At 72.9% G+C, this 20,189-nt stretch carries 20 protein-coding genes; 12 read left to right on the top strand and 8 right to left on the bottom strand.

Annotation, left to right across the window (positions count from 1 at the left end; translation table 11 throughout):
- Nucleotides 1-609: a DUF1349 domain-containing protein gene (locus tag BKI49_RS07750; protein ID WP_095933464.1), complete on the top strand. Its 609-nt coding sequence runs from the start codon at nucleotides 1-3 to the stop codon at nucleotides 607-609.
- Nucleotides 610-732: 123 nt separating this feature from the next.
- Here BKI49_RS07750 and BKI49_RS07745 read toward each other — a convergent pair whose 3' ends face one another.
- On the bottom strand, nucleotides 733-2,115 hold the full coding sequence (locus tag BKI49_RS07745; protein WP_095933463.1) for an MFS transporter: 1,383 nt from the start codon (nucleotides 2,113-2,115) through the stop codon (nucleotides 733-735).
- 70 nt (nucleotides 2,116-2,185) lie between these two features.
- Here BKI49_RS07745 and BKI49_RS07740 point away from each other — a divergent pair, with 70 nt between their 5' ends.
- From BKI49_RS07740 to BKI49_RS07715, 6 genes are all read left to right on the top strand, one after another.
- Nucleotides 2,186-3,160 carry a GlxA family transcriptional regulator gene (locus tag BKI49_RS07740; protein WP_257004655.1) on the top strand — a complete coding sequence of 325 codons (975 nt, stop codon included), beginning with the start codon at nucleotides 2,186-2,188 and terminating at the stop codon, nucleotides 3,158-3,160.
- Between the two features lie 20 nt (nucleotides 3,161-3,180).
- Nucleotides 3,181-3,693, top strand: a complete 513-nt coding sequence (locus BKI49_RS07735; RefSeq protein WP_179332362.1) for a GNAT family N-acetyltransferase — start codon at nucleotides 3,181-3,183, stop codon at nucleotides 3,691-3,693.
- 185 nt (nucleotides 3,694-3,878) lie between these two features.
- The gene (locus tag BKI49_RS07730) at nucleotides 3,879-4,598 is read left to right on the top strand and encodes a DsbA family oxidoreductase (protein ID WP_095933462.1); all 720 of its coding nucleotides are present in this window, start codon (nucleotides 3,879-3,881) and stop codon (nucleotides 4,596-4,598) included.
- Nucleotides 4,599-4,658: 60 nt separating this feature from the next.
- On the top strand, nucleotides 4,659-5,744 hold the full coding sequence (locus BKI49_RS07725) for an aminotransferase class V-fold PLP-dependent enzyme (protein ID WP_095933461.1): 1,086 nt from the start codon (nucleotides 4,659-4,661) through the stop codon (nucleotides 5,742-5,744).
- 67 nt (nucleotides 5,745-5,811) lie between these two features.
- Nucleotides 5,812-6,408, top strand: coding sequence for an RNA polymerase sigma factor (locus tag BKI49_RS07720; protein ID WP_095933460.1), 597 nt, complete (start codon nucleotides 5,812-5,814; stop codon nucleotides 6,406-6,408).
- 103 nt (nucleotides 6,409-6,511) lie between these two features.
- Nucleotides 6,512-7,678, top strand: a complete 1,167-nt coding sequence (locus tag BKI49_RS07715; protein WP_095933459.1) for a maleylpyruvate isomerase family mycothiol-dependent enzyme — start codon at nucleotides 6,512-6,514, stop codon at nucleotides 7,676-7,678.
- Nucleotides 7,679-7,816: 138 nt separating this feature from the next.
- Here BKI49_RS07715 and thpD read toward each other — a convergent pair whose 3' ends face one another.
- The 5 genes from thpD to BKI49_RS07690 form a co-directional block, all read right to left on the bottom strand.
- Nucleotides 7,817-8,713 (bottom strand): ectoine hydroxylase, encoded by an 897-nt coding sequence (gene thpD / locus BKI49_RS07710; RefSeq protein ID WP_095933458.1) that lies wholly within the window; start codon nucleotides 8,711-8,713, stop codon nucleotides 7,817-7,819.
- A gap of 5 nt (nucleotides 8,714-8,718) precedes the next feature.
- Nucleotides 8,719-9,117: an ectoine synthase gene (locus BKI49_RS07705; RefSeq protein ID WP_095933457.1), complete on the bottom strand. Its 399-nt coding sequence runs from the start codon at nucleotides 9,115-9,117 to the stop codon at nucleotides 8,719-8,721.
- Nucleotides 9,118-9,220: 103 nt separating this feature from the next.
- Entirely contained in the window at nucleotides 9,221-10,495 is a 1,275-nt protein-coding gene (gene ectB / locus BKI49_RS07700; protein ID WP_095933456.1) for a diaminobutyrate--2-oxoglutarate transaminase, read from the bottom strand.
- 67 nt (nucleotides 10,496-10,562) lie between these two features.
- Entirely contained in the window at nucleotides 10,563-11,108 is a 546-nt protein-coding gene (gene ectA / locus BKI49_RS07695; protein WP_095933455.1) for a diaminobutyrate acetyltransferase, read from the bottom strand.
- 440 nt (nucleotides 11,109-11,548) lie between these two features.
- The gene (locus BKI49_RS07690) at nucleotides 11,549-12,670 is read right to left on the bottom strand and encodes a pyridoxal-phosphate-dependent aminotransferase family protein (RefSeq protein ID WP_257004654.1); all 1,122 of its coding nucleotides are present in this window, start codon (nucleotides 12,668-12,670) and stop codon (nucleotides 11,549-11,551) included.
- A 249-nt stretch (nucleotides 12,671-12,919) separates the two neighbouring features.
- Here BKI49_RS07690 and BKI49_RS07685 point away from each other — a divergent pair, with 249 nt between their 5' ends.
- The 5 genes from BKI49_RS07685 to BKI49_RS07665 all read left to right on the top strand — a co-directional run bounded on the left by BKI49_RS07685 (nucleotide 12,920) and on the right by BKI49_RS07665 (nucleotide 17,788).
- Nucleotides 12,920-13,765 (top strand): transporter substrate-binding domain-containing protein, encoded by an 846-nt coding sequence (locus tag BKI49_RS07685; RefSeq protein WP_095933454.1) that lies wholly within the window; start codon nucleotides 12,920-12,922, stop codon nucleotides 13,763-13,765.
- Nucleotides 13,762-14,595, top strand: coding sequence for an amino acid ABC transporter permease (locus tag BKI49_RS07680; protein ID WP_095933541.1), 834 nt, complete (start codon nucleotides 13,762-13,764; stop codon nucleotides 14,593-14,595). The genes BKI49_RS07685 and BKI49_RS07680 overlap by 4 nt, the downstream gene beginning before the upstream one ends.
- Nucleotides 14,592-15,392, top strand: coding sequence for an amino acid ABC transporter ATP-binding protein (locus BKI49_RS07675; RefSeq protein WP_095933453.1), 801 nt, complete (start codon nucleotides 14,592-14,594; stop codon nucleotides 15,390-15,392). Before BKI49_RS07680 ends, BKI49_RS07675 begins: the two co-directional genes overlap by 4 nt.
- Before the next feature lie 35 nt (nucleotides 15,393-15,427).
- Nucleotides 15,428-16,519 (top strand): amidohydrolase family protein, encoded by a 1,092-nt coding sequence (locus BKI49_RS07670; protein ID WP_095933452.1) that lies wholly within the window; start codon nucleotides 15,428-15,430, stop codon nucleotides 16,517-16,519.
- Nucleotides 16,520-16,891: 372 nt separating this feature from the next.
- Nucleotides 16,892-17,788 (top strand): SCO1860 family LAETG-anchored protein, encoded by an 897-nt coding sequence (locus BKI49_RS07665; protein ID WP_095933451.1) that lies wholly within the window; start codon nucleotides 16,892-16,894, stop codon nucleotides 17,786-17,788.
- Between the two features lie 120 nt (nucleotides 17,789-17,908).
- Here BKI49_RS07665 and cobC read toward each other — a convergent pair whose 3' ends face one another.
- Together cobC and BKI49_RS07655 are read right to left on the bottom strand one after the other, a co-directional pair.
- On the bottom strand, nucleotides 17,909-19,039 hold the full coding sequence (gene cobC / locus BKI49_RS07660) for an Rv2231c family histidinol phosphate aminotransferase CobC (RefSeq protein WP_095933450.1): 1,131 nt from the start codon (nucleotides 19,037-19,039) through the stop codon (nucleotides 17,909-17,911).
- The gene (locus BKI49_RS07655) at nucleotides 19,029-19,961 is read right to left on the bottom strand and encodes a sirohydrochlorin chelatase (protein WP_095933449.1); all 933 of its coding nucleotides are present in this window, start codon (nucleotides 19,959-19,961) and stop codon (nucleotides 19,029-19,031) included. Before BKI49_RS07655 ends, cobC begins: the two co-directional genes overlap by 11 nt.
- Nucleotides 19,962-20,189: the final 228 nt, after the last annotated feature.

Here is a 20,189-nt window from a genome sequence, read left to right as displayed (position 1 = left end):
ATGGACGTCGAACTCCCCGAACTTCCCTTCTCCCTGCGCACGTACGGACCCGACGGTCACTGGTCCTACGAGGACGGGGTGCTCGCCGGCTGGGCGGGTCCCCGCCAGGACCGGTTCGTGCCGCCCACCGGTGAGGGGCTCGACCCCGCCTCCGACGCGCCCCGGCTGCTGGGCGCGCCCGAGGGGGACTTCCAGCTGATCGCCCGGGTCACGGTCGGCTTCGGGGCGGCCTTCGACGCGGGCGTCCTCTACGTCCATGTGGGCGAGCGGGCCTGGGCGAAGCTCTGCCTGGAGTACTCGCCGGACGTGCCGACGGTGTGCACGGTGGTCACCCGTGGCCACTCCGACGACGCCAACTCCTTCACGGTGGAAGGCAGTTCCGTCTGGTTCCGGGTCAGCCGGACCGGGCGGGCCTTCGCCTTCCACGCCTCGCGCGACGGCGAGCGGTGGACCTTCGTCCGGCTCTTCACGCTCGGCGAGGAGAAGGAGACCGGGGCGGCCCTCGTCGGCTTCATGACCCAGTCACCCATGGGCGAGGGCTGCGTCGTCACCTACGACGGCATCGAGTACCGCCCGCACTGGCCGAAGGACCTGCGCGACGGCAGCTGACCCGCGGTCGGCGGTCGGCAGGGCGCCCGCGGGGAGCAGCCGGAGACAGGTCGCCCGCGGGGCGCGGCCGGAAGCAGGGCGCCCGCCAGGACCGGCCCTGGACGAGGCGCCCGCGGCCACCGGCTAGCGAGGCGTCCGCAGGCCGACCGTCGCCGCGGCCGTCGCGGCGAGCAACCCCGCGCTCAGCGCCAGACTCACCCGCATTCCGGACTCGAAGTCCCCGGCCACCAGGGAACCGAAGGCGGCGACCGCGAGCCCGCCCGACACCTGGCGCGCCGAGTTGAGGACGCCCGCCGCCAGCCCCGCCCGCGCGGACGGCACCGCGTCCATCATCGCGGCCGTCAGCGGCGGGACGGTCAGGGCGCACCCCAGGGCCGTCGGCACCAGCAGCAGCGCCACCGCCCAGGGCCGCGTCGCCGGACCGACGACCAGCAGGAGCAGCAGCCCCGCGGCGGCCAGCGACTGCCCCAGCAGCATCGGCAGCCGCGGCCCGAACCGGCCCGCCAGCTTGCCCGCCACGACGTTCGTGACCGCGATCAGACCGGTCATCGGCAGGAACATCAGCCCCGCGTACAGCGGGGAGCGGCCCTGGACCTGCTGGAAGAACAGGGAGAACACGAACACCACACCGTAGAAGGCCACACTGCACGCGGCGCCCGCCGCGACCGCGACGGTCACCTGCCGGCTGCGGAACAGGCCGGGCGGGACCACCGGATGCGGCTGCCGTGCCTCGACGCGGACGAAGACCACCCCCGCGACGACGGCCACCGCCAGGGCGACGAGCCCGGTCCCGCCGCCCTCGATGACCGCGAAGGTCAGCGCGGCGAGCGCCACGACGGCCGTCAGCTGGCCGGGCAGGTCGAGCGGCGCGGGCCGGGGACGGGACCGCGGCGCCCGCACCAGCAGGGCCAACGCGACCGCGCCGACCGGCACGTTGATGAAGAAGATGCCGCGCCAGTCCCACAGCGTGGTCAACGCACCGCCCGCCACCGGGCCGAGCGCCACCGCGACCGAGCCGCCCGCGGCCCACAGGGACACCGCCCGGGCCCGACGGGCCGCGTCCGGATACGCCTGGCGGACCAGGGCGAGCGACGCGGGCAGGACCACGGACGCCGCGACGCCCTGCGCGACCCGCGCGCCGACCAGTACCGGCAGGTTCGGAGCCAGCCCGCAGGCCATGGACGCGAGGGTGAACACCGTGATCCCGATGCCGTAGGCCCGGCTCGCCCCGACCCGGTCGGAGAACGCCCCGGTGGACAGCATCAGCGCCGCGAACGCCAGCGTGTACGCGTCGACGACCCACTGCAGGCCCGACATCCCGCCGCCGAGATCCGCCCGGATCGACGGGAGCGCCACGTTCACGACGGACGCGTCGAGGGTGATGAGCGCGAAGCCGAGCAGGGCGGCGACGAGCGTGAGCGAGGCGGACTGCCCGGGCGACCGGCCTGGTACGGACGGGAGTGGGGTGTCGAGCGGGGGCGCCTCGGTGGCCGGGTTCGTTGACATGCCCTCATGCTGCGGAAGAGCGTCGGCCTACAGTAGTGGCCCGAATGCCATACGTCCGGAGGTTCTGGCCATGCCCGTCACGCAGGGGACACCGCACCGCATCGCCGTCATCGCCCCGTCCCCCGTGTCGATGTTCAACCTCGCCATCCCCGAGCTCCTCTTCGGGAAGGTCGAGGTCGACGGACGGCCGGGCTACGAACTCGCCGTGTGCACCCCGCGCCCGGGCCCGATCGCCACCACCGGCGGACTCGACCTGCACGTCGGACGCGGCCTGGACGCGGTGGCCGACGCGGACACGGTGATCGTCGCGGGCACCGGGCGGCGGTACGCGCCCGATCCGGCCACCGTGGCCGCCGTGCGCGAGGCGGACGCCGCCGACAAGCGGATAGCCTCCATCTGCAGCGGCGCCTTCGTGCTCGCCGAGGCGGGACTTCTCGACGGCCGGAGCGTCACCACGTACTGGCAACTCGCGGACGAGTTGCGCGAGCGCTACCCGGCCCTCGACCTCAAGGGCGACGTTCTGTACGTCCAGGACGACCGGATCATGACCTCGTCCGGATACGCCGCCGGGATCGACCTCTGTCTGCACATCATCCGCACCGACTACGGTGCCGCGGTGGCCAACCGGGTGGCGCGGCTCGCCCTCGTCGCCCCCGTACGGCCCGGCGGACAGACCCAGTTCACCCAGACCCCGCTGCCGCCCGAGCGCGGCGAGGCCTGCGCCGACACCCGGGGCTGGGCGATGCGCAACCTCGACAAGCCGCTCACACTCACCGACCTCGCCCGGCACGCGGGCGTGAGCGTGCGCACGCTCACCCGCCGCTTCCACGCGGAGAGCGGAGTGAGCCCCTTGCAGTGGCTCCTGCATCAGCGCACCGAACGGGCCAAGGAACTCCTGGAGACGACCGCCCTTCCCATGGACCAGGTGGCCCGCGCCAGCGGCCTGGGCACGGCCGACTCGCTGCGTGGACACCTGGTCCGGCGCACCGGGCTCACCCCGAGCGCCTACCGCGCCCAGTTCAGCAGGCTGGGAACCGCGGCCTGACCGGGAGCGTCCTGGCCTGCATGATCGAAGACCGTGTCAGCTGTGTGAGCCGTGTGATCAGAACCGCGCTGCCCGCCGAGGCCGACGTCGTCACGGCACTGCACGCCCGTGCGCGGGCCACCTACTACCCGGACGGCGTACCGCAGGACAGCACGGACTGGCTCGCCGCCTGGCGCGGCGCCATCGAGCGGCCCGACGGGCACGTGCTCTGCGTCGTCGAGGGCGGCCGGATCACCGGAGTCGCCTCCTTCCGCACCGCCGAGGGCGCCGCGGCCGACACCGTCAAGCTGTTCCAGTTCCATGTGGACCCCGACCACTGGCGGGCCGGGACCGGTACCGAGCTGCACAGGGCGTGCGTCGAGGAGTGGAGCGCCGACGGGAAGCGCACGGCCACCCTGGACGTGCACGTCGACAACCGGCGCGCGCAGGCCTTCTACGCCCGCCAGGGCTGGGTCCCCGACCCGGAGAACGCGCCGGCCGAGGGGGACCACCACCTCTTCCTGCGGTACGCGGTGCCGACGCCGGGGAAGTGACCGGGCGGCCCTCGCGGAGCGAGCCCACGACGCCAGGGGAGTGGTCGCACGACGCCCGGGGTGCGGTCTCGCGACGCCCGGGGTGCGGACCGGCCGGCACGGAATAGAACGAGCCGCTTGAACGTTCACACACCGACCCGCCCGAGGGTCCACCGGTACCCGCACGACCTGGAGAGAGCCGAGACATGCGCGTCGAGATCTGGAGCGACATCGCCTGCCCGTGGTGCTACGTGGGCAAGGCCCGCTTCGAGAAGGCGCTGGAGGCCTTCCCGCACCGCGACGACGTCGAGGTCGTGCACCGGTCGTTCGAGCTGGACCCGGGCCGTGCCAAGGGCGACATCCAGCCCGTGCTCACGATGCTCACCAAGAAGTACGGCATGAGCGAGGCGCAGGCGCAGGCCGGCGAGGAGAACCTGGGCGCGCAGGCCGCCGCCGAGGGCCTGAAGTACCGCACCCGGGGCCGCGACCACGGCAACACCTTCGACATGCACCGCCTGCTGCACCTCGCCAAGGAGCAGGGCCGCCAGGACGAGCTGATCGGCCTGCTCTACAAGGCGAACTTCGCGGAGGAGCGGACGGTCTTCGACGACGACGAGCGGCTCGTGGAGCTGGCCGTCACCGCCGGGCTCGACGCCGACGCCGCCCGCACGGTGCTCGCCGACCCGGCCGCGTACGCCGACGACGTCCGTGCCGACGAGCGCGAGGCGGCGGAGCTGGGCGCGAACGGCGTCCCCTTCTTCGTCCTCGACCGCAAGTACGGCGTCTCCGGCGCCCAGCCCGCCGAGGTCTTCACCCAGGCGCTCACCCAGGCGTGGGGCGAGCGCGAGCCGCTGAAGCTGATCCAGCAGGGCTCCGCCGACGCGGAGGCCTGCGGGCCCGACGGCTGCGCAGTGCCCGGGCACTGAAAACCGCAGGTCGGGGCGGACATATAAGGGTTCCTTGGCAGAACCACGCAGAAATCCGCAATGGACGGGGAGTTCCCGGGGCCGCAGAGTGGACCCATGGAGACCTTCGAGACCCTCGTCCGAGCCGAGTTCGCCCCGAAGAACACCTATCTGAACACCGCGAGCACCGGACTCGTGCCGGCCCGCACGGTGACCGCCATGCGGGCCGCCGTCGAGTCCGTCGCCGCCGGGCAGCCCTCCGACATGTTCGCCGACGTGGAGGCCGCCCGCGCGTCGTTCGCGCGGCTCGTCGGGGTCCCGGCGAGCCGGGTGGCCGCCGGGGCCTCCGTCGCCGTGTACAGCGGCCTGATCGCCGCCTCACTGCCGCCGGGCGCCGAAGTCCTCACCGCCGAGGCGGACTTCAGCTCCGTCGTCACGCCCTTCCACATCCGCGGCGACCTCAAGGTCCGCTCCGTACCGCTGGAGCGGATCGCCGAGTCCGTCCGTCCCGGCACGGCGCTCGTCGCCGTCAGCGCCGCGCAGTCCGCCGACGGCCGGATCGCCGACCTGGAGGCGATCCGCGACGCGGCGCGGACGCATGGGGCGCGTACGTACATCGACGCGTCCCAGGCGGCCGGATGGCTGCCCCTGCGGGCGGACGCCCACGACTACGTCTCCTCCGTCGCCTTCAAGTGGCTCGTCTGCCCGCGCGGCGTGGCCTTCCTCGTCGTCCCGGAGGACCTCGGCGGGCTCACCCCGGTGTTCGCGGGCTGGGTCGCGGGCGAGGCCCCCTGGGACAGCTGCTACGGCCCGGTCGAGGAACTGGCGCACTCCGCACGGCGGTTCGACGAGAGCCCCGCGCTCTTCTCCTACGCGGGCGCGCGACGGTCGCTGGAACTCGTCGAGGAGCTGGGCGTGGAGCGCGTGCACGCCCACGACCTCGCCCTCGCCGACCGCTTCCGGGCGGGCCTGCTCACCCTGGGCAGGCAACCGGTCGAGGCCCCTGGCTCGCCCATCGTCTCCGTTCCCGGGCTCGGCCACCGGCAGCCCGATCTGAGCCGTGCCGGGGTCGAGGTCTCCGACCGCGCGGGCAACCTGAGGGCGGCCTTCCACCTGTACAACACGGTCGCGGACGTCGACCGGCTGCTGGACGTGCTGTCCGGCTGAGCGCCCGTGCGCCCGCCCCGGCCCCCTGGCGCGGGGTCCGGCGGGGCGCTAGGAAGGGCACCACGAGGTGGTGGTGCCGGTGGAACCTACGCTCGTCGACGCCGAGTTGCATCGGCGGCTGGTGTACGGGGACGAGTCCGCGCTGGGCGAGGCGTATGCCGCCTACGGCGGGCTGGTCCGGCGGGTCGCCCTGCGCGTCACGCGCAGTCAGGCCGCCGCCGAGGACGTGGCGCAGGAGGTCTTCGCCCACCTGTGGAGCCGGCCCTACGCCTTCGACGCGCGCCGGGGCTCGCTGCGCACCTGGCTGTCCATGCTCGCCCATCGCAGGGCCGTGGACTGGGTGCGCAGCGAGGCCCGGCACCGCAAGGACGCCCGCGCCGACGACTCCGCGCTGCACGCCATCCCCGACTCCGGGCCCGGTCCCGACGAGACCGTCGTCGACCGCGAGCGCGCCCTGCTGCTGCACAGTGCGCTCGCCGAACTCCCGCTGCCCCAGCGGGAGGTGGTCCATCTCGCCTACTTCGCGGGCCGCACCTACCGCCAGGCGGCGGTGGAACTGGGCATCCCGGAGGGCACCGCGAAGACCCGGCTGCGATCGGCCCTGCGCAAGCTCGCCGAGTCACTGGCCGATCCACCGGACCCGGCCCTGGAAAGGGGCGCGTGATGGCGGCGCGGACGGTCCCGGCCGGGCCGGGCGTGCGTATCGTGGCCCCAGCGGGGCGGGGCCCGGCCGTCCCGTCGGCCGTGCCCCGGAAGGGCGGTGGACGATGAGCGGCGAGCACGAGGCGGTACGGGACCTGCTGGCGGCCTGGGCCGTCGGCGCGCTGACCCCCGCCGACGAGAGGACCGTCCCCCGGCACCTCGCCGCGTGCGAGTCCTGCGCGGCGGAGGCGGAACGCCTGCGCGAGACGGTACGGCTCCTGGACGGCCCACGCGCCACACCCTCCGGACCGACGACCGGACCGACGACCGGCCCGGTGAACGGAGCGGGGACCGGCCGCGCGGCGCGGGGCACCCGGGACAAGGCACCGGCAGGACGGGGCCGGCCCACGGGAGAGGACGGTCCGGACGGCCGGTCGGCCGGACCGGACGGGGCGGCCGGCCTCCCGCCCGCCCTGCTCGCCGCGGCCCGGCGCGCCCGCCCCGCCGCTCCCCGCGTCGCCGCGCACGCCGCTCCGTACGCGGCGGCCGTCGCCGGGCTCGGGGCGCTGCTGCGGGAGCTGGACGTCCCGGGGCGCTGGTCGACCCCGGTCGTGCACGACTGGGACGTGCAGGACACGGTCGCCCATCTGATCGCGGCGGACGAGCCGTTGGCGCGACTGCTGGGGCTCGTGCCGCGCGTGCCCCGGCCCGGGGGCGCCGAGAAGGCGGGTTGGGAAGCGGCCTGGGCCGCGCGGACCGCCGAGGTGATCGCGCACCAGCGGGCCCGGCCCCCCGCCGAGACCGTCGCCGTCTGGTCCGCGCAGGCCGCCGCGCTGCTGGCCGCGCCGGAGGCGGCGGACGCCGGGCGGGCAGGGCACGCGACCACGCTGATGGGCGTACGGCTGCCCGTGGCCGACCACTTCGTCGTGCGGGCCTTCGAGGCGTGGATCCACACCGACGACATCGGGCGGGCCCTCGGGCTCGCCGTGCCCCCGCCGCCCGAGCCCCACTTGTGGCAGCTCGTCCGGCTGGCGGTGCGCATCCTCGGCAGGGCGCTCGGCCCCACGGCGGCGCCGGTCCTGTTCGCGCCGGCGGGCGGCGGGAGCGACGCGCAGTGGGTGCTCGGCTCCGAGGACGAGCCCGTGGCCGCGGAACTCGTGCTGGACCCGGTCGACTTCTGCCTGCTGATCGGCGGACGGTACGCGCCCGGCGAGGTGCCCCGGGGCGCGGTGGGAGATGCCGCCGCCGTCACGGCCGTGCTGGAGCGCGCCGCGTCACTGGCGTGGCTGTAGCACCCGGACCGCTGGTGGCCCGCATCCAACTCCCCGGCCTACCGGTGGGCTTCAACTCCCGGGCCCGCGGCGGTTCTTGCGCGCACACGCATGTGGCCGGTGCCTCCCCACCCGGGAGGCACCGGCCACGTGCGGACGTCACTTCACCGGTGTGAAGTCCCGTGCCCCGATGAACTCGGGCCGGCGCACCGGCGCCGCGAACGGCTCCACCGCCGCGTTCTCCACGCTGTTGAACACGATGAAGACGTTGCTGCGCGGGAACGGGGTGATGTTGTCGCCCGAGCCGTGCATGCAGTTGCAGTCGAACCAGGTCGCCGAACCGGCCCTGCCGGTGAACAGCTTGATGCCGTGCCGCGAGGCGAAACGGGTGAGCGCCTCGTCGGACGGCGTGCCCGCGTCCTGCATCTGCAGCGACTTCTTGTAGTTGTCCTTCGGCGTGGCCCCCGCGCACCCGAGGAACGTCTTGTGCGACCCCGGCATGATCATGAGTCCGCCGTTGGTGTCGTGGTTCTCGGTCAGCGCGATCGACACGGACACCGTCCGCATGTTCGGCAGACCGTCCTCGGCGTGCCACGTCTCGAAGTCCGAGTGCCAGTAGAAGCCGCTGGCCCCGAAGCCCGGCTTCACGTTGATCCGCGACTGGTGGACGTACACGTCCGAGCCGAGGATCTGGCGGGCCCGTCCGACCACGCGCTCGTCGCGCACGAGCCGGGCGAAGACCTCGCTGATGCGGTGCACCTCGAAGACGGAGCGGATCTCCTGGGACGCCGGCTCCACGATGGACCGCTCGTCGGCACGGATCGCCGGATCGGCGACCAGGCGCTCCAGCTCCTGCCGGTAGACGGCGACCTCGTCGTCGGCGAGCAGGTCGCCGACGGGCAGGAAGCCGTCGCGCTCGTAGCACTGGAGCTCGTGCATCGTGATCGGGCCGGGCTCGCCCGGCGCGCTCCACACGACCGGGTCCTTGCGGGGTACGGACACCTCCGTGGCGCCGCGGCTGGGGTAAAGATCGGTGACTTCGGCGACGGTGGTCATCTGTCTCACACCTCCTCGGTGATCAGCGGGTAGACGCCGTTCTCGTCGTGGTCCTCCCGTCCGGTGACGGGCGGATTGAAGACGCAGACGCACCGGAAGTCGGTCTTCGGGCGCATGGTGTGGCGCTCGTGACCGTCCAGGAGATACATGGTCCCCGGGGTGATCCAGTGCTTCTCGCCGGTCTCGTCGTTGGTCAGTTCGGCCTCGCCCTCCACGCAGAGCACGGCCTCGATGTGGTTCGCGTACCACATCGACGTCTCGGTACCCGCGTAGAGAGTCGTCTCGTGGAGGGAGAAGCCGACCCGCTCCTTGGCGAGCACGATGCGCTTGCTCTCCCAGGTGCCGGACTTCGCCTTCACATGACGGTCGGTTCCCTCGATGTCCTTGAACGATCGGACGATCACGGTGCGTTGCTGCCTTTCTGCTCTGCTGATGCGGGCTGCGCACGTCCGCCGTACGCGGGGGCGTACGGCGGACGCGGGCGCGTCGTACGGCTGCCGTACGCGGTCAGGCGGCCGTCTCGTGGACGGCGCGGGCGAGGGTGCGCAGCCCCTCGTCCAGCTCGCCGGAGGTGATGGTGAGCGCCGGGAGGAGTTTGACGACCTCGCTCTCCGGACCGGACGTCTCGATGAGCAGCCCGAGTTCGAAGGCGCGCTGCGCGACGCGGCCCGCACGCGCCTTGTCCTTGAACTCCAGGCCCCACACGAGTCCCCGGCCCCGGTACTCCTTGACGTCGGCCAGGTTCTCCTCGGTGATGGAGATGAGCGCCTGCTCGATCTGCTCGCCGCGGGCGCGGGTCTGCTTCTCCATGGCGGAGCCGTCGGTCCAGTACGTCTCCAGGGCCGCGGCGGCGGTGACGAACGCCGGGTTGTTGCCGCGGAAGGTGCCGTTGTGCTCGCCCGGCTCCCAGATGTCCAGCTCGGGCTTGAACAGGCACAGGGACATGGGCAGGCCGTATCCGCTGATGGACTTCGAGACGGTGACGATGTCGGGCACGACCCCCGCCTCCTCGAAGGAGAAGAAGGCGCCGGTGCGGCCGCAGCCCATCTGGATGTCGTCCACGATGAGCAGCATGTCGCGGCGGGCGCAGAGGTCGGCGAGGGCGCGCAGCCACTCGGGGCGCGCGACGTTGATGCCGCCCTCGCCCTGCACGGTCTCGACGATCACCGCGGCGGGCTGGTTGAGGCCGGAGCCCTGGTCCTCCAGGAGCCGCTCGAACCACAGGAAGTCCGGAACCTGGCCGTCGAAGTAGTTGTCGAAGGGCATCGGGGTGCCGTGCACGAGCGGGATGCCCGCGCCGGCCCGCTTGAACGCGTTGCCGGTCACGGCGAGTGACCCGAGGGACATGCCGTGGAAGGCGTTGGTGAAGGACACGATGGCCTCGCGCCCCTTCACCTTCCGCGCCAGCTTCAGCGCGGACTCCACGGCGTTGGTGCCCGTCGGCCCGGGGAACATGACCTTGTACGGCAGGTCGCGCGGGCGCAGGATCAGGTTCTGGAAGGTCTCCAGGAAGCCGCGCTTGGCCGTCGTCGACATGTCGAGGCCGTGCGTGACGCCGTCGCGCTCCAGGTAGTCGATCAACGCCCGTTTCAGTACGGGGTTGTTGTGGCCGTAGTTCAGGGATCCCGCGCCGGCGAAGAAGTCGAGGTACTCGTGGCCGTCCTCGTCGTACATCCGGCTGCCCCGGGCCCGGTCGAAGACGGTGGGCCAGCCGCGGCAGTAGCTGCGCACCTCGGACTCCAGGGTCTCGAAGACGCTCAGGTCGGGCTGGGTGATGGTCACAGCGAATCGCTCCTCGGAACGTGGGGGGAGGGGGATCGGCGAAGTCTCGGGGGGAGGTCGGCGCGGGTCACAGGGAGAGCGGGCCGATGCGGTGCAGCACTTCCGGCTCGTGCGGTCCGTCGGGGAAGTGGGCCGTCCCGAACAGCACTTCGCGCTCGACGCTCGCGCCGTGGCGTCGGGCGTACGACGCGAACAGGCGCTCGGAGGCGGTGTTGCCGGGCGTGATGGTGGTCTCCAGGGCGGTCGGCGCCTGGGTGCTCTCCTCGGCGAGCCGGGCGGTCAGGCCGTCGAGCAGGGCCGCGGCCAGTCCGCGTCCGCGATGCGCCTCGTCGACGGCCACCTGCCAGATGAACAGGGTGCGGGGGCGCTCGGGGCGGACGTACCCGGTGACGAAGCCGACCGGCGTCCCTTGCGCGTCGCGTGCCACCGCGGACGTGCGGGCGAAGTCACGGCACCAGAGGAGATAGCTGTACGAGGAGTTCAGGTCGAGGGTTCCGGAGTTCTTGGCGAGATGCCAGAGCGCGGCCCCGTCGACCACCTCGGGACGGTCGATCCGAAGGCCCTCCGGCATTTCTCGGAATTCCGCTTGCAGGTCTGCTTGTGCGGCGGTCATGCGAATTGAATTTACCGAGGGAAAGCTGAAATTGCATCGCCGCGAGGGGTTACGGGAGGCGTGCCTGTGTGTTATCACGCGCCCGCGGGTGAGCGCGCGAAAAGGCGGCGTTAGATGCAGTTCTGTCCGGAAAATACCGCACAAAAGGGATGCGTTGTGGAGTGCGTCACAGGCGCGTAATGAGTGGGAGACCTGCCCGAATTACGTCGGTCGGCGTTCGCGAAATCTTTGCGTTTAGGGCCGGGAAAAGCGGGCAGAAGAATACGGGAAGCTGCGCTTGATTAATATATGGATAAGCGGACGGAGTGGTCCTGAAATTCTTTTCGGAGAGTGTTCCGTCCGACGCGTTCCCGGCGTCGCCCCGGAGAACCGCGGGTCGCTTCGGGCAGGACGGCGTCCGGCGGAGGTGCTCCACCGGACGCCGGGGAACCGGCGGGAGCTCAGTCCCAGACCTGCGCCACGGCCCGGCGTGCCGCCTCCAGATCCACCGGGAAGCCGGACTCGGCCAGCGCGGCCCCCAGTCCCGCGAGGCTGGAGTGGACGACGCCCCGCGTCGCGTCGGGCCCGTAATGGTTCACCCGGATCATCTCCTGGGCGAGCGCACCCCCGCCCGCGACCAGCGGCAGCACCGGGTCGGCGGCCAGCGCCTTCGCGACCAGTGCGGACGCGTCGGCCCCCGCGGGCACCCGCAGCGTGGTGGCGACCGGCGCCGCGTCGGAGGCCGCGTACACGTACGGCTCCAGGCCGCCGCCCAGGGCGAGCGCCCCGGCCCGGGTCGCCGCCGCGGCCGAGGTGTGGCGGTCCATCACCGCGCCCAGTCCTTCGCTCTCGATGCGCTCGACACAGGCCTCCAGCGCCAGCATCTCCAGCTGCGCCGGCGCGTGCAGCAGCGCCTTGCGGCCACCGTCGACCCATCGCTGCTTCCAGTCCAGCAGCGACAGGTACGACCGGCGCGGCGCCGCCGGGTTGGCGGCCATCCGTGCCCACGCCCGCTCGCTCACCGAGACCGCCGACACACCCGCGGGGCCGCCCATCGCCTTCTGCGCCCCGATCACGCACAGGTCGACGCCCCAGGTGTCCGGCAGCACCGGCTCGGCGCCGATCGACGCGACCGCGTCCAGATAGAACAGGGCGCCGTGCTCCCGGACGACCTCCCCGATCTCCGCGACGGGGTTGGTGTTGCCGGTGGCCGCCTCCGCGTGCACGAGCGAGACGAAGTCGATCGACGGGTGCTCGGCGAAGGCCTCGCGGATCTGCTCGGCGGTGACCGCCGTGTGGAACGGCACCGCCAGGTCGATCACGGTCGCGCCGCAGTCCCGCAGCCAGTCGCCGAAGGTCTGCCCGTACGGACCGGTGATCACGTTGAGCGCGGTCGTGCCGGGACCGGCCGTCGCGCGGATGGCCCCCTCCAGTGGGAGCAGCGCCTCGCCCTGCATGATCACGACGTCCTGCTCGGTGGAGAGCAGCCCGGCCACGCGGTCCTCGATCGAGGCGAAGTGCGCGGCGCTCAGCGGCGCCAGGTCCAGGAAGGGGTGGGTCACGGCGGTGCTCTCTTCGCTCACGGGTCCGGTACGCGGGTGCGTGCCTCCCGTGCGGGTGCGCGGGGGGACTCGTCCGTGAGCGTAACCGGAGGTCTCCCCGACGGCCGGACCACCCGTCGCCGCCTGCGCGGGGCTCGGGACGGGAGGCCGGGCGGCCCTCCGCGGGCGCGGGATCCGAGGCCGGACGGCCGCGTGACCATCGGATTGATTTGAGCAACCCAAACCTTTCCTTATAATCGGAACCCACAGTTCCCCCACAGGAGGTCCCCCGTGAACTCGGTCCTCGGACGCCGGACGCGCATTCTGGCCGCCACCACTGCCACGGCCGGGCTGCTGCTCGTGGCCGGTTGTTCCTCGGACGGCAAGGACGGCGGCACCGCCAAGGGCGTCCCCGTCGTCAAGGCGGGCAAGCTCACGACCTGCACCCACCTCCCGTACCCGCCCTTCCAGTCGGAGATCGACGGCAAGGTGCAGGGCTTCGACGTGTCGCTGATCGACCTGGTCGCCAAGGATCTGGGTGTGAAGCAGACCATCGTCGACACCCCCTTCGAGAACTTCAAGACGGGCGCGTTCCTCAACTCCGGCCAGTGCGACCTCGCGGCGGCCGGCATGACGATCACCGAGGAGCGCAAGAAGAACGTCGACTTCTCCGACCCGTACTTCGACGCCACCCAGGCCGTCCTCGTCGACAAGAAGAGCGGCATCGACTCGCTCGCCGACGTGAAGGCCAAGGGCAAGAAGCTGGGCGCCCAGGCGCAGACCACGGGCGAGGAGTACGCGAAGAAGCAGGGCTTCGACCCGGTCTCCTTCGAGTCCTCCGACGCCGTCATCAACGGCCTGCGCACCGGCCAGGTCCAGGCCGTCGTCATCGACTATCCGGTCGTGCAGGGCTGGCTGAAGGACAAGGCCACCGCCGACGCCTTCAAGGTCGTCGACAACCTGAACACCGGTGAGCAGTACGGCTTCACGGTGAAGAAGGGCAACACCAAGCTCGTCGACGCCATCAACAAGGCGATCAAGGACGCGAAGGCCGACGGCACGTACAAGAAGCTCTACGAGAAGTGGATCGGCCCGTACGACGCGTCCGCGGCGACCGCCTCCCCGTCCGCCTCATGAGCGGTGCCGACACACAGGTCCAGCCCCGCAGGTCCGGCCTGACCCGCCGGCAGAAGCGCGCGCTGTCGCGCGGCGTCCAGTACGCGGTCTTCATCGCCGCCGTGGCCCTCTTCGCGGCCACGGCGGACTGGGCACGTCTGAAGAACCAGTTCGCCCAGTGGGACCTGGTCCAGCAGATGTTCCCGGACGTCATCACGCTGGCGCTGAAGAACACCGTGCTCTACACGATGTCCGGCTTCGTCGTCGGCCTCGTGCTCGGCATGGTCATCGCCCTGATGCGGCTCTCCCCGGTGGGCCCCTACCGCTGGGTCGCCGGCATCTACATCGAGATCTTCCGCGGCCTGCCCGCCCTGCTGATCTTCGTCTTCGTCGGCGTCGCGGTGCCGCTGGCCTTCCCGGGCACGGAGATCCCCGGCGGCACCTACGGCAAGGTCGCGCTCGCGCTCGGCCTGGTCTCGGCCGCGTACATGGCCGAGACGATCCGCGCCGGCATCCAGGCGGTCCCCAAGGGACAGATGGAAGCGGCCCGTTCCCTCGGCTTCTCGCACGCGCGGGCCATGGTCTCGATCGTCATCCCGCAGGCGTTCCGCATCGTGATCCCGCCGCTCACCAACGAACTGGTCCTGCTGTTCAAGGACTCCTCCCTGGTGCTGTTCCTCGGCGTCACGCTGGAGGAGCGCGAACTGACCAAGTTCGGGCGCGACCTGGCAAGCCAGACCGCCAACTCCACACCGATTCTGGTGGCGGGCCTGTGCTACCTGCTGGTGACCGTGCCGCTCGGATTCGTCGTACGGCGTCTTGAGGCCAAGGCGGGGGAGGCCACCCGATGAGTGCAAGCGGTACCCCGGAGATCCAGGTCCGCGACCTGCACAAGTCCTTCGGTGACAACGAGGTGCTGCGCGGCATCGACCTGGAGATCCGCCAGGGCGAGGTCGTCTGCGTGATCGGTCCGTCCGGCTCCGGCAAGTCGACGCTGCTGCGCTGCGTCAACCTGCTGGAGGAGCCCACCAAGGGCCAGGTCTTCGTCGGCGGCACCGAGGTCACCGACCCCGACGTCGACATCGACGCCGTACGCCGCCGGATCGGCATGGTCTTCCAGCAGTTCAACCTCTTCCCGCATCTCTCGGTGACCGAGAACCTCACGCTGCCGCAGCGGCGGGTGCTGAGGCGGGACAAGGCCGAGGCCGCCCGGATCGCGGCGGCCAACCTGGACCGCGTGGGCCTGGCCGAGAAGGCGGACGCCTACCCCTCCTCGCTGTCCGGCGGCCAGCAGCAGCGCGTGGCCATCGCCCGCGCGCTCGCCATGGGTCCCGAGGTGATGCTCTTCGACGAGCCGACCTCGGCACTCGACCCCGAGCTCGTCGGCGACGTGCTCGCCGTCATGCGGATGCTCGCCGACGAGGGCATGACCATGATGGTCGTCACCCACGAGATGACGTTCGCCCGCGAGGTGGCCGACCGGGTCGTGTTCATGGACGGCGGCGTGATCGTCGAGGACGGCACCCCGGCCCAGGTCATCGGTGCCCCGAGCCACGAACGCACCCGCCACTTCCTGTCCCGGCTCCTCGACCCCGCGATGGCGGACGTCGAGGAGGAGGCGCCGGACGCGGCCGAAAAGGGCTCGTAGCGCCCGCCCGTACGGCACGAACTAAGGTGCGGTGCATGAGCGATCGCGCGGTGCTGCACGTGAAGGGGCGGGTGCTCGTCGGGCCCGACGACGTCCGGGACGACCTCTGGGTCGTCGGCGGCAGGGTCACGTACGAGCGCCCGGCGGGAGCCCGTGACGTCCGCACCGTCGAGGGCTGGGCGCTGCCCGGCCTGGTGGACGCGCACTGCCACGTCGGCCTCGACGCGCACGGCCCCGTCGAGCCGGACGTCGCCGAGAAGCAGGCCCTCACCGACCGTGAGGCCGGCACCCTCCTCGTCCGGGACGCGGGCTCGCCGTCCGACACCCGCTGGATCGACGACCGCGAGGACCTCCCGAAGATCATCCGTGCGGGCCGTCACATCGCCCGCACCCGCCGCTACATCCGCAACTACGCCCACGAGATCGAACCCGAGGACCTCGTCGCGTACGTCGCCCGGGAGGCCCGGCGCGGCGACGGCTGGGTCAAGCTGGTGGGGGACTGGATCGACCGGGGCACCGGCGACCTGAGCGCCTGCTGGCCGCGCGACGCCGTCGAGGCCGCGATCGCCGAGGCGCACCGGCTGGGCGCGCGGGTCACCGCACACTGCTTCGCGGAGGACTCGCTCCGGGACCTCGTCGAGGCGGGCATCGACTGCGTCGAGCACGCGACCGGGCTGACCGAGGACACCGTCCCGCTGTTCGCCGAGCGCGGCGTCGCCATCGTGCCGACCCTCGTGAACATCGCCGTCTTCCCGCGCCTGGCGGCCGGCGGCGAGGCCAAGTACCCACGCTGGGCGGCCCACATGCGACAGCTGCACGCACGGCGTCACGACACCGTGCGCGCCGCCTACGACGCCGGGATCCCCGTGTACGTGGGCACCGACGCGGGCGGCACCCTCGCGCACGGGCTCGTCGCGGCGGAGGTCGCCGAACTCGTCACCGCGGGCATCCCGCCCGTGGAGGCCCTCTCCGCCACCACGTGGGGCGCCCGGCGCTGGCTCGGGCGGCCCGGCCTCGACGAGGGAGCGCCCGCGGACCTCGTGGTCTACGAGGGCGACCCCCGCGAGGACGTCCGGGTCCTCGCCGCTCCGCGGCGGGTGGTCCTGAACGGGCGGGTCGTCGGCTGACCCGGCGCCCTCGGGCCGACCCCGGTCGACCGGCTCGGCCGGCGCCCGCGTGCCCAGCGTGTGGACCGGCGCCCGCACGCCGAGCCGGGCCGGCCGGCACATGCCCGTCGGCCGGCACTCCGTCCGTTGACTGACGGTGACGAGCGGGGCGGGCCGCTCGTTGTGCACTCCTGCGTGCGCTCCGGCGCTCCGACCGGTGCTTTCGTCTCCGCGGGGTGGTCCGGGTGACGGTGGGGAACAGGCGTGCCGGGAGAATCGAATGTGTTCACGGAATTCCCACGTTGGAGTGAAGTGGCGGAAGGTCGCTGACTGTTCACTCTCAGTGCGCAATTCTTTCCGGGTCCCGAGCTTTTCTCCCAGGGGGTCCCACCCGTGAACACCAACAGCTTCCGCCTGCCCGCACGCCGTCTCGCCGCCACCGCGGCCGCCACCGCCCTCGCCGCCGGTCCCGCGGCGCTGGCCGGCGCGGGCACCGCCCACGCGACCACCGACCACGGTCGCGCGAGCGCCGTCGTGCTCCGCACCGGACTCGACGTCTCCCTGCTCAACAAGACCGTGGACGTCCCGCTCGCGGTCTCCCTCAACGAGGTGCAGGCACCGCAGAGCGCGCAGAAGACCGCGCTCACCGCCCAGTTGGACGGGGTCGACGGAGGACGCCCGTTCAGCGTGCTGCGCGCCGACGTCGCCACCGCCAAGGCCACCGTGTCCGCGGACAAGGCCGAAGGCTCCACCAGCCTCGCGCACGCGGCGGTCCATGTCCCCGGACTGCCCCTGCTCTCGGTCATCGAGGTCGAGCAGGTGACGTCGAAAGCGACGTGCGAGGCGGGGAAGAAGCCGGTCGCCACCGCGAACCTGCTCGGATCGGTCACCGTGCTCGGCAAGAAGGTGACGCTCTCGGCGGGCGGGCCGACGGAGGTCAAGGTGCCCGGCGTCGGCGAGGTCCGCCTCGACCTGTCCAAGACGCGGACGACGACCCGCACGGCCGCCGCCTCCGCCCTCGAACTCAAGATCTCCATCAACCCGTTGAAGCTGAACGTGGCCGAGGTCGAGGGCACCCTGACCCTCGCGGGCGCGACCTGCGAGGCTCCGTCGGCGCCGGCCGAGCCGGCCGACCCGGCGGCCGACGTGAAGCCGCAGGGCGCGCCCGCGGAGGCGAACCTCGCGGAGACCGGGGGAAGTTCGACGACTCCGTACATCGCCGCCGGGGCGGCGGCGCTCCTCGCCACGGGCGCCGGAGTGGTGGTCCTGGCCCGCCGCCGCCGGGGCTGAGGCCGCCGGGGCGGCCCCGCCGAGGAGCCGCGTCGGCCGGAACGGCCCCGTCCCCGGGTGCCGGGCGGGCATCCCGGCCCGTCCGGCACCGGCGTCGCGGGACCCGGGGGCGAAGACCCCTCAGTCCCGCGACAGCGTGATCGCGCGATCGACGGCCTGGAGCAGCAGGTTGACCGTCGCCCGGTCCCGGACGGCGATCCGGAGCCAGTCCTCGTCGAGCCCGGGAAACGTGTCGCCGCGCCGTACCGCGAACCCGAGGGCGCGCAGATGGCGGCGCACCGCGGCCGCCCGCGGAAGACGGACCAGCACGAACGGCCCCTCCGACGGCTCCACGACATACAGCCCGTCGGAGGCGAACTCCCGGAGCCCGGCCACGAGATGGGCCCGGTCCGCGGCGACCCGGTGCGCCGCGTGCGCGGCCTCCGCGAGCGCCTGGGAGGACACGCAGGCCTCGGTGGCGGCGAGCGCGGGCGTGGACACGGGCCACAGCGGCTGGGCCCGCTCCAGCTCCTCGACCGTCCCGGGATCGGCGAGCACGTACCCGACGCGCAGCCCGGCCAGTCCCCACGTCTTCGTGAGACTGCGCAGCACGACGAGCCCGGGGACGTCCGTGCGGCCGGCCAGCGACTCCCGCTCCCCGGGCACCGCGTCCATGAACGCCTCGTCGACGACCAGCACCCGCCCGGGCCTGGCGAGCCGCGCGATCGACGCGGCCGGGTGGAGCACCGAGGTCGGGTTGGTCGGATTGCCGATCACGACGAGGTCCGCGTCCTCGGGCACGGCCGCGGGATCCAGCCGGAAACCGTCCTCGGCCCGCAGCAGGACCCGGTCGACGGTGTGCCCGGCGTCCCGCAACGCGGCCTCCGGCTCCGTGAACTGGGGATGCACGACCACCGGCCGGCGCACCTTCAGGGCGCGCGCGAGCAGCACGAACGCCTCGGCGGCCCCGGCGGTCAGCAGCACCCGCTCCACCGGGAGCCCGTGCCGCGCGGCCACCGCCGCCCGCGCCGGCCGCCCGTCCGGGTAGGCGGCCAGCCCGGTCAGCGACGCGGCGATCCGCTCGCGCAGCCACGGGGGAGGCGTGCCGGCGCGGACGTTCACGGCGAGATCGGTGAGCGCGGAGCCGTCGTCGCGCACCTCGGCGTCACCGTGGTGACGCAGGTCGTGGCCGCCGTCGCCCGTGGTCGGAGCGTCCGACCCGGGCGCGTCCGCGCGGCCCGCACCGCTCCCGTGCCCGCCGTCAGTGGGCATGCGAGTGGGGGTGCGAGTGGCCGCCGTGGTGGTGTCCGTGGTGGTGACCGTCGTCGTCCGGGTGGAAGTGCGGCTGCTGGGGGAGCCCCACCTTGTCCTCGAACCCGGGCATCGCGATCCGGTACACGCAGGAGTCGCAGTTCATCCGCAGATCGCCCCTGACGGCCTCCTCGTACCGCTCCATGACGAGGTCGAGCAACTCCGGCTCGGGGCCGATGACATCGGCGGAGCGCACCTCGACGTCCGGGTGCGCTGCGGCCCAGCCCTCGGTCTGCTGCCGCACCCGGTCGGGGAGGATGCCGGTGAACAGGAAGTAGGGGAGCACGACGATCCGGCGGGCGCCCAGCTTCACGCACCGGTCGAGGCCGGACGGCACGTCCGGCGCCGCCAGCGACACGAACGCCGTCTCGACCCCCGCGTAGCCGCGGCCCTCCCACAGCAGCCGGGCCGCCTTGTGCACCTCGGCGTTGGCGTCCGGGTCGGTGGAACCGCGGCCCACGAGCAGCACGGTCACGTCGGCACGGTCCTCGGGCGTCCGCGCCGTCCCGCCGAGCGCCTCGTCGAGCCGCCGTTCCAGGACGGCGAGCAGCGACGGGTGCGGGCCCAGCGGACGCCCGTACGTGTACGAGATGCCGGGGTGCCGCTCCTTCTCGCGGGCGAGCGCCGCCGGGATGTCGCCCTTGGCGTGCCCGGCGGACACCAGCATCAGCGGTACGGCCGCGAAGCGTCGCACGCCCCGTCCGACGAGCTCGGCGACGGCCTCGCCGAGCGGCGGCGGCGACAGCTCGATGAACCCGCCCGCGACGGGCAGGTCGGGGTGGCGGCGGCCCAACTCCCGTACGAAGTCGCGAAAGGCCTCGGCTCCGGCCTCGTCCCGGGTGCCGTGTCCGGCGATGAGCAGGGCGGGGGCAGGGGTGGTCACGATGTCTCCTTGGCGGATTGTGAAGCCTCGGCGGCCTGTGGAACGGAGTGGTACGGCGGGACGCCGGCTGCGGCGGTGACCGCCGGCCGGAGCCCGCCGGACACGGTGCGGACGGCGGTCGGGCCGCTCGCGCCGTGCGGTTCGGATGCGGGGACGCCGGGCCGGAGGGTGCGGGGCCACCGGCCGGACGCCCGCCCGACGGGCCGCGCCGGACGGGCCGGTCCGTCG

The sequence above is a fragment of the Streptomyces sp. Tue6028 genome, from assembly GCF_002300165.1.
GTDB classification, from domain to species: domain Bacteria; phylum Actinomycetota; class Actinomycetes; order Streptomycetales; family Streptomycetaceae; genus Streptomyces; species Streptomyces siamensis.
This window is presented reverse-complemented; position numbering and strand designations above follow the sequence as displayed.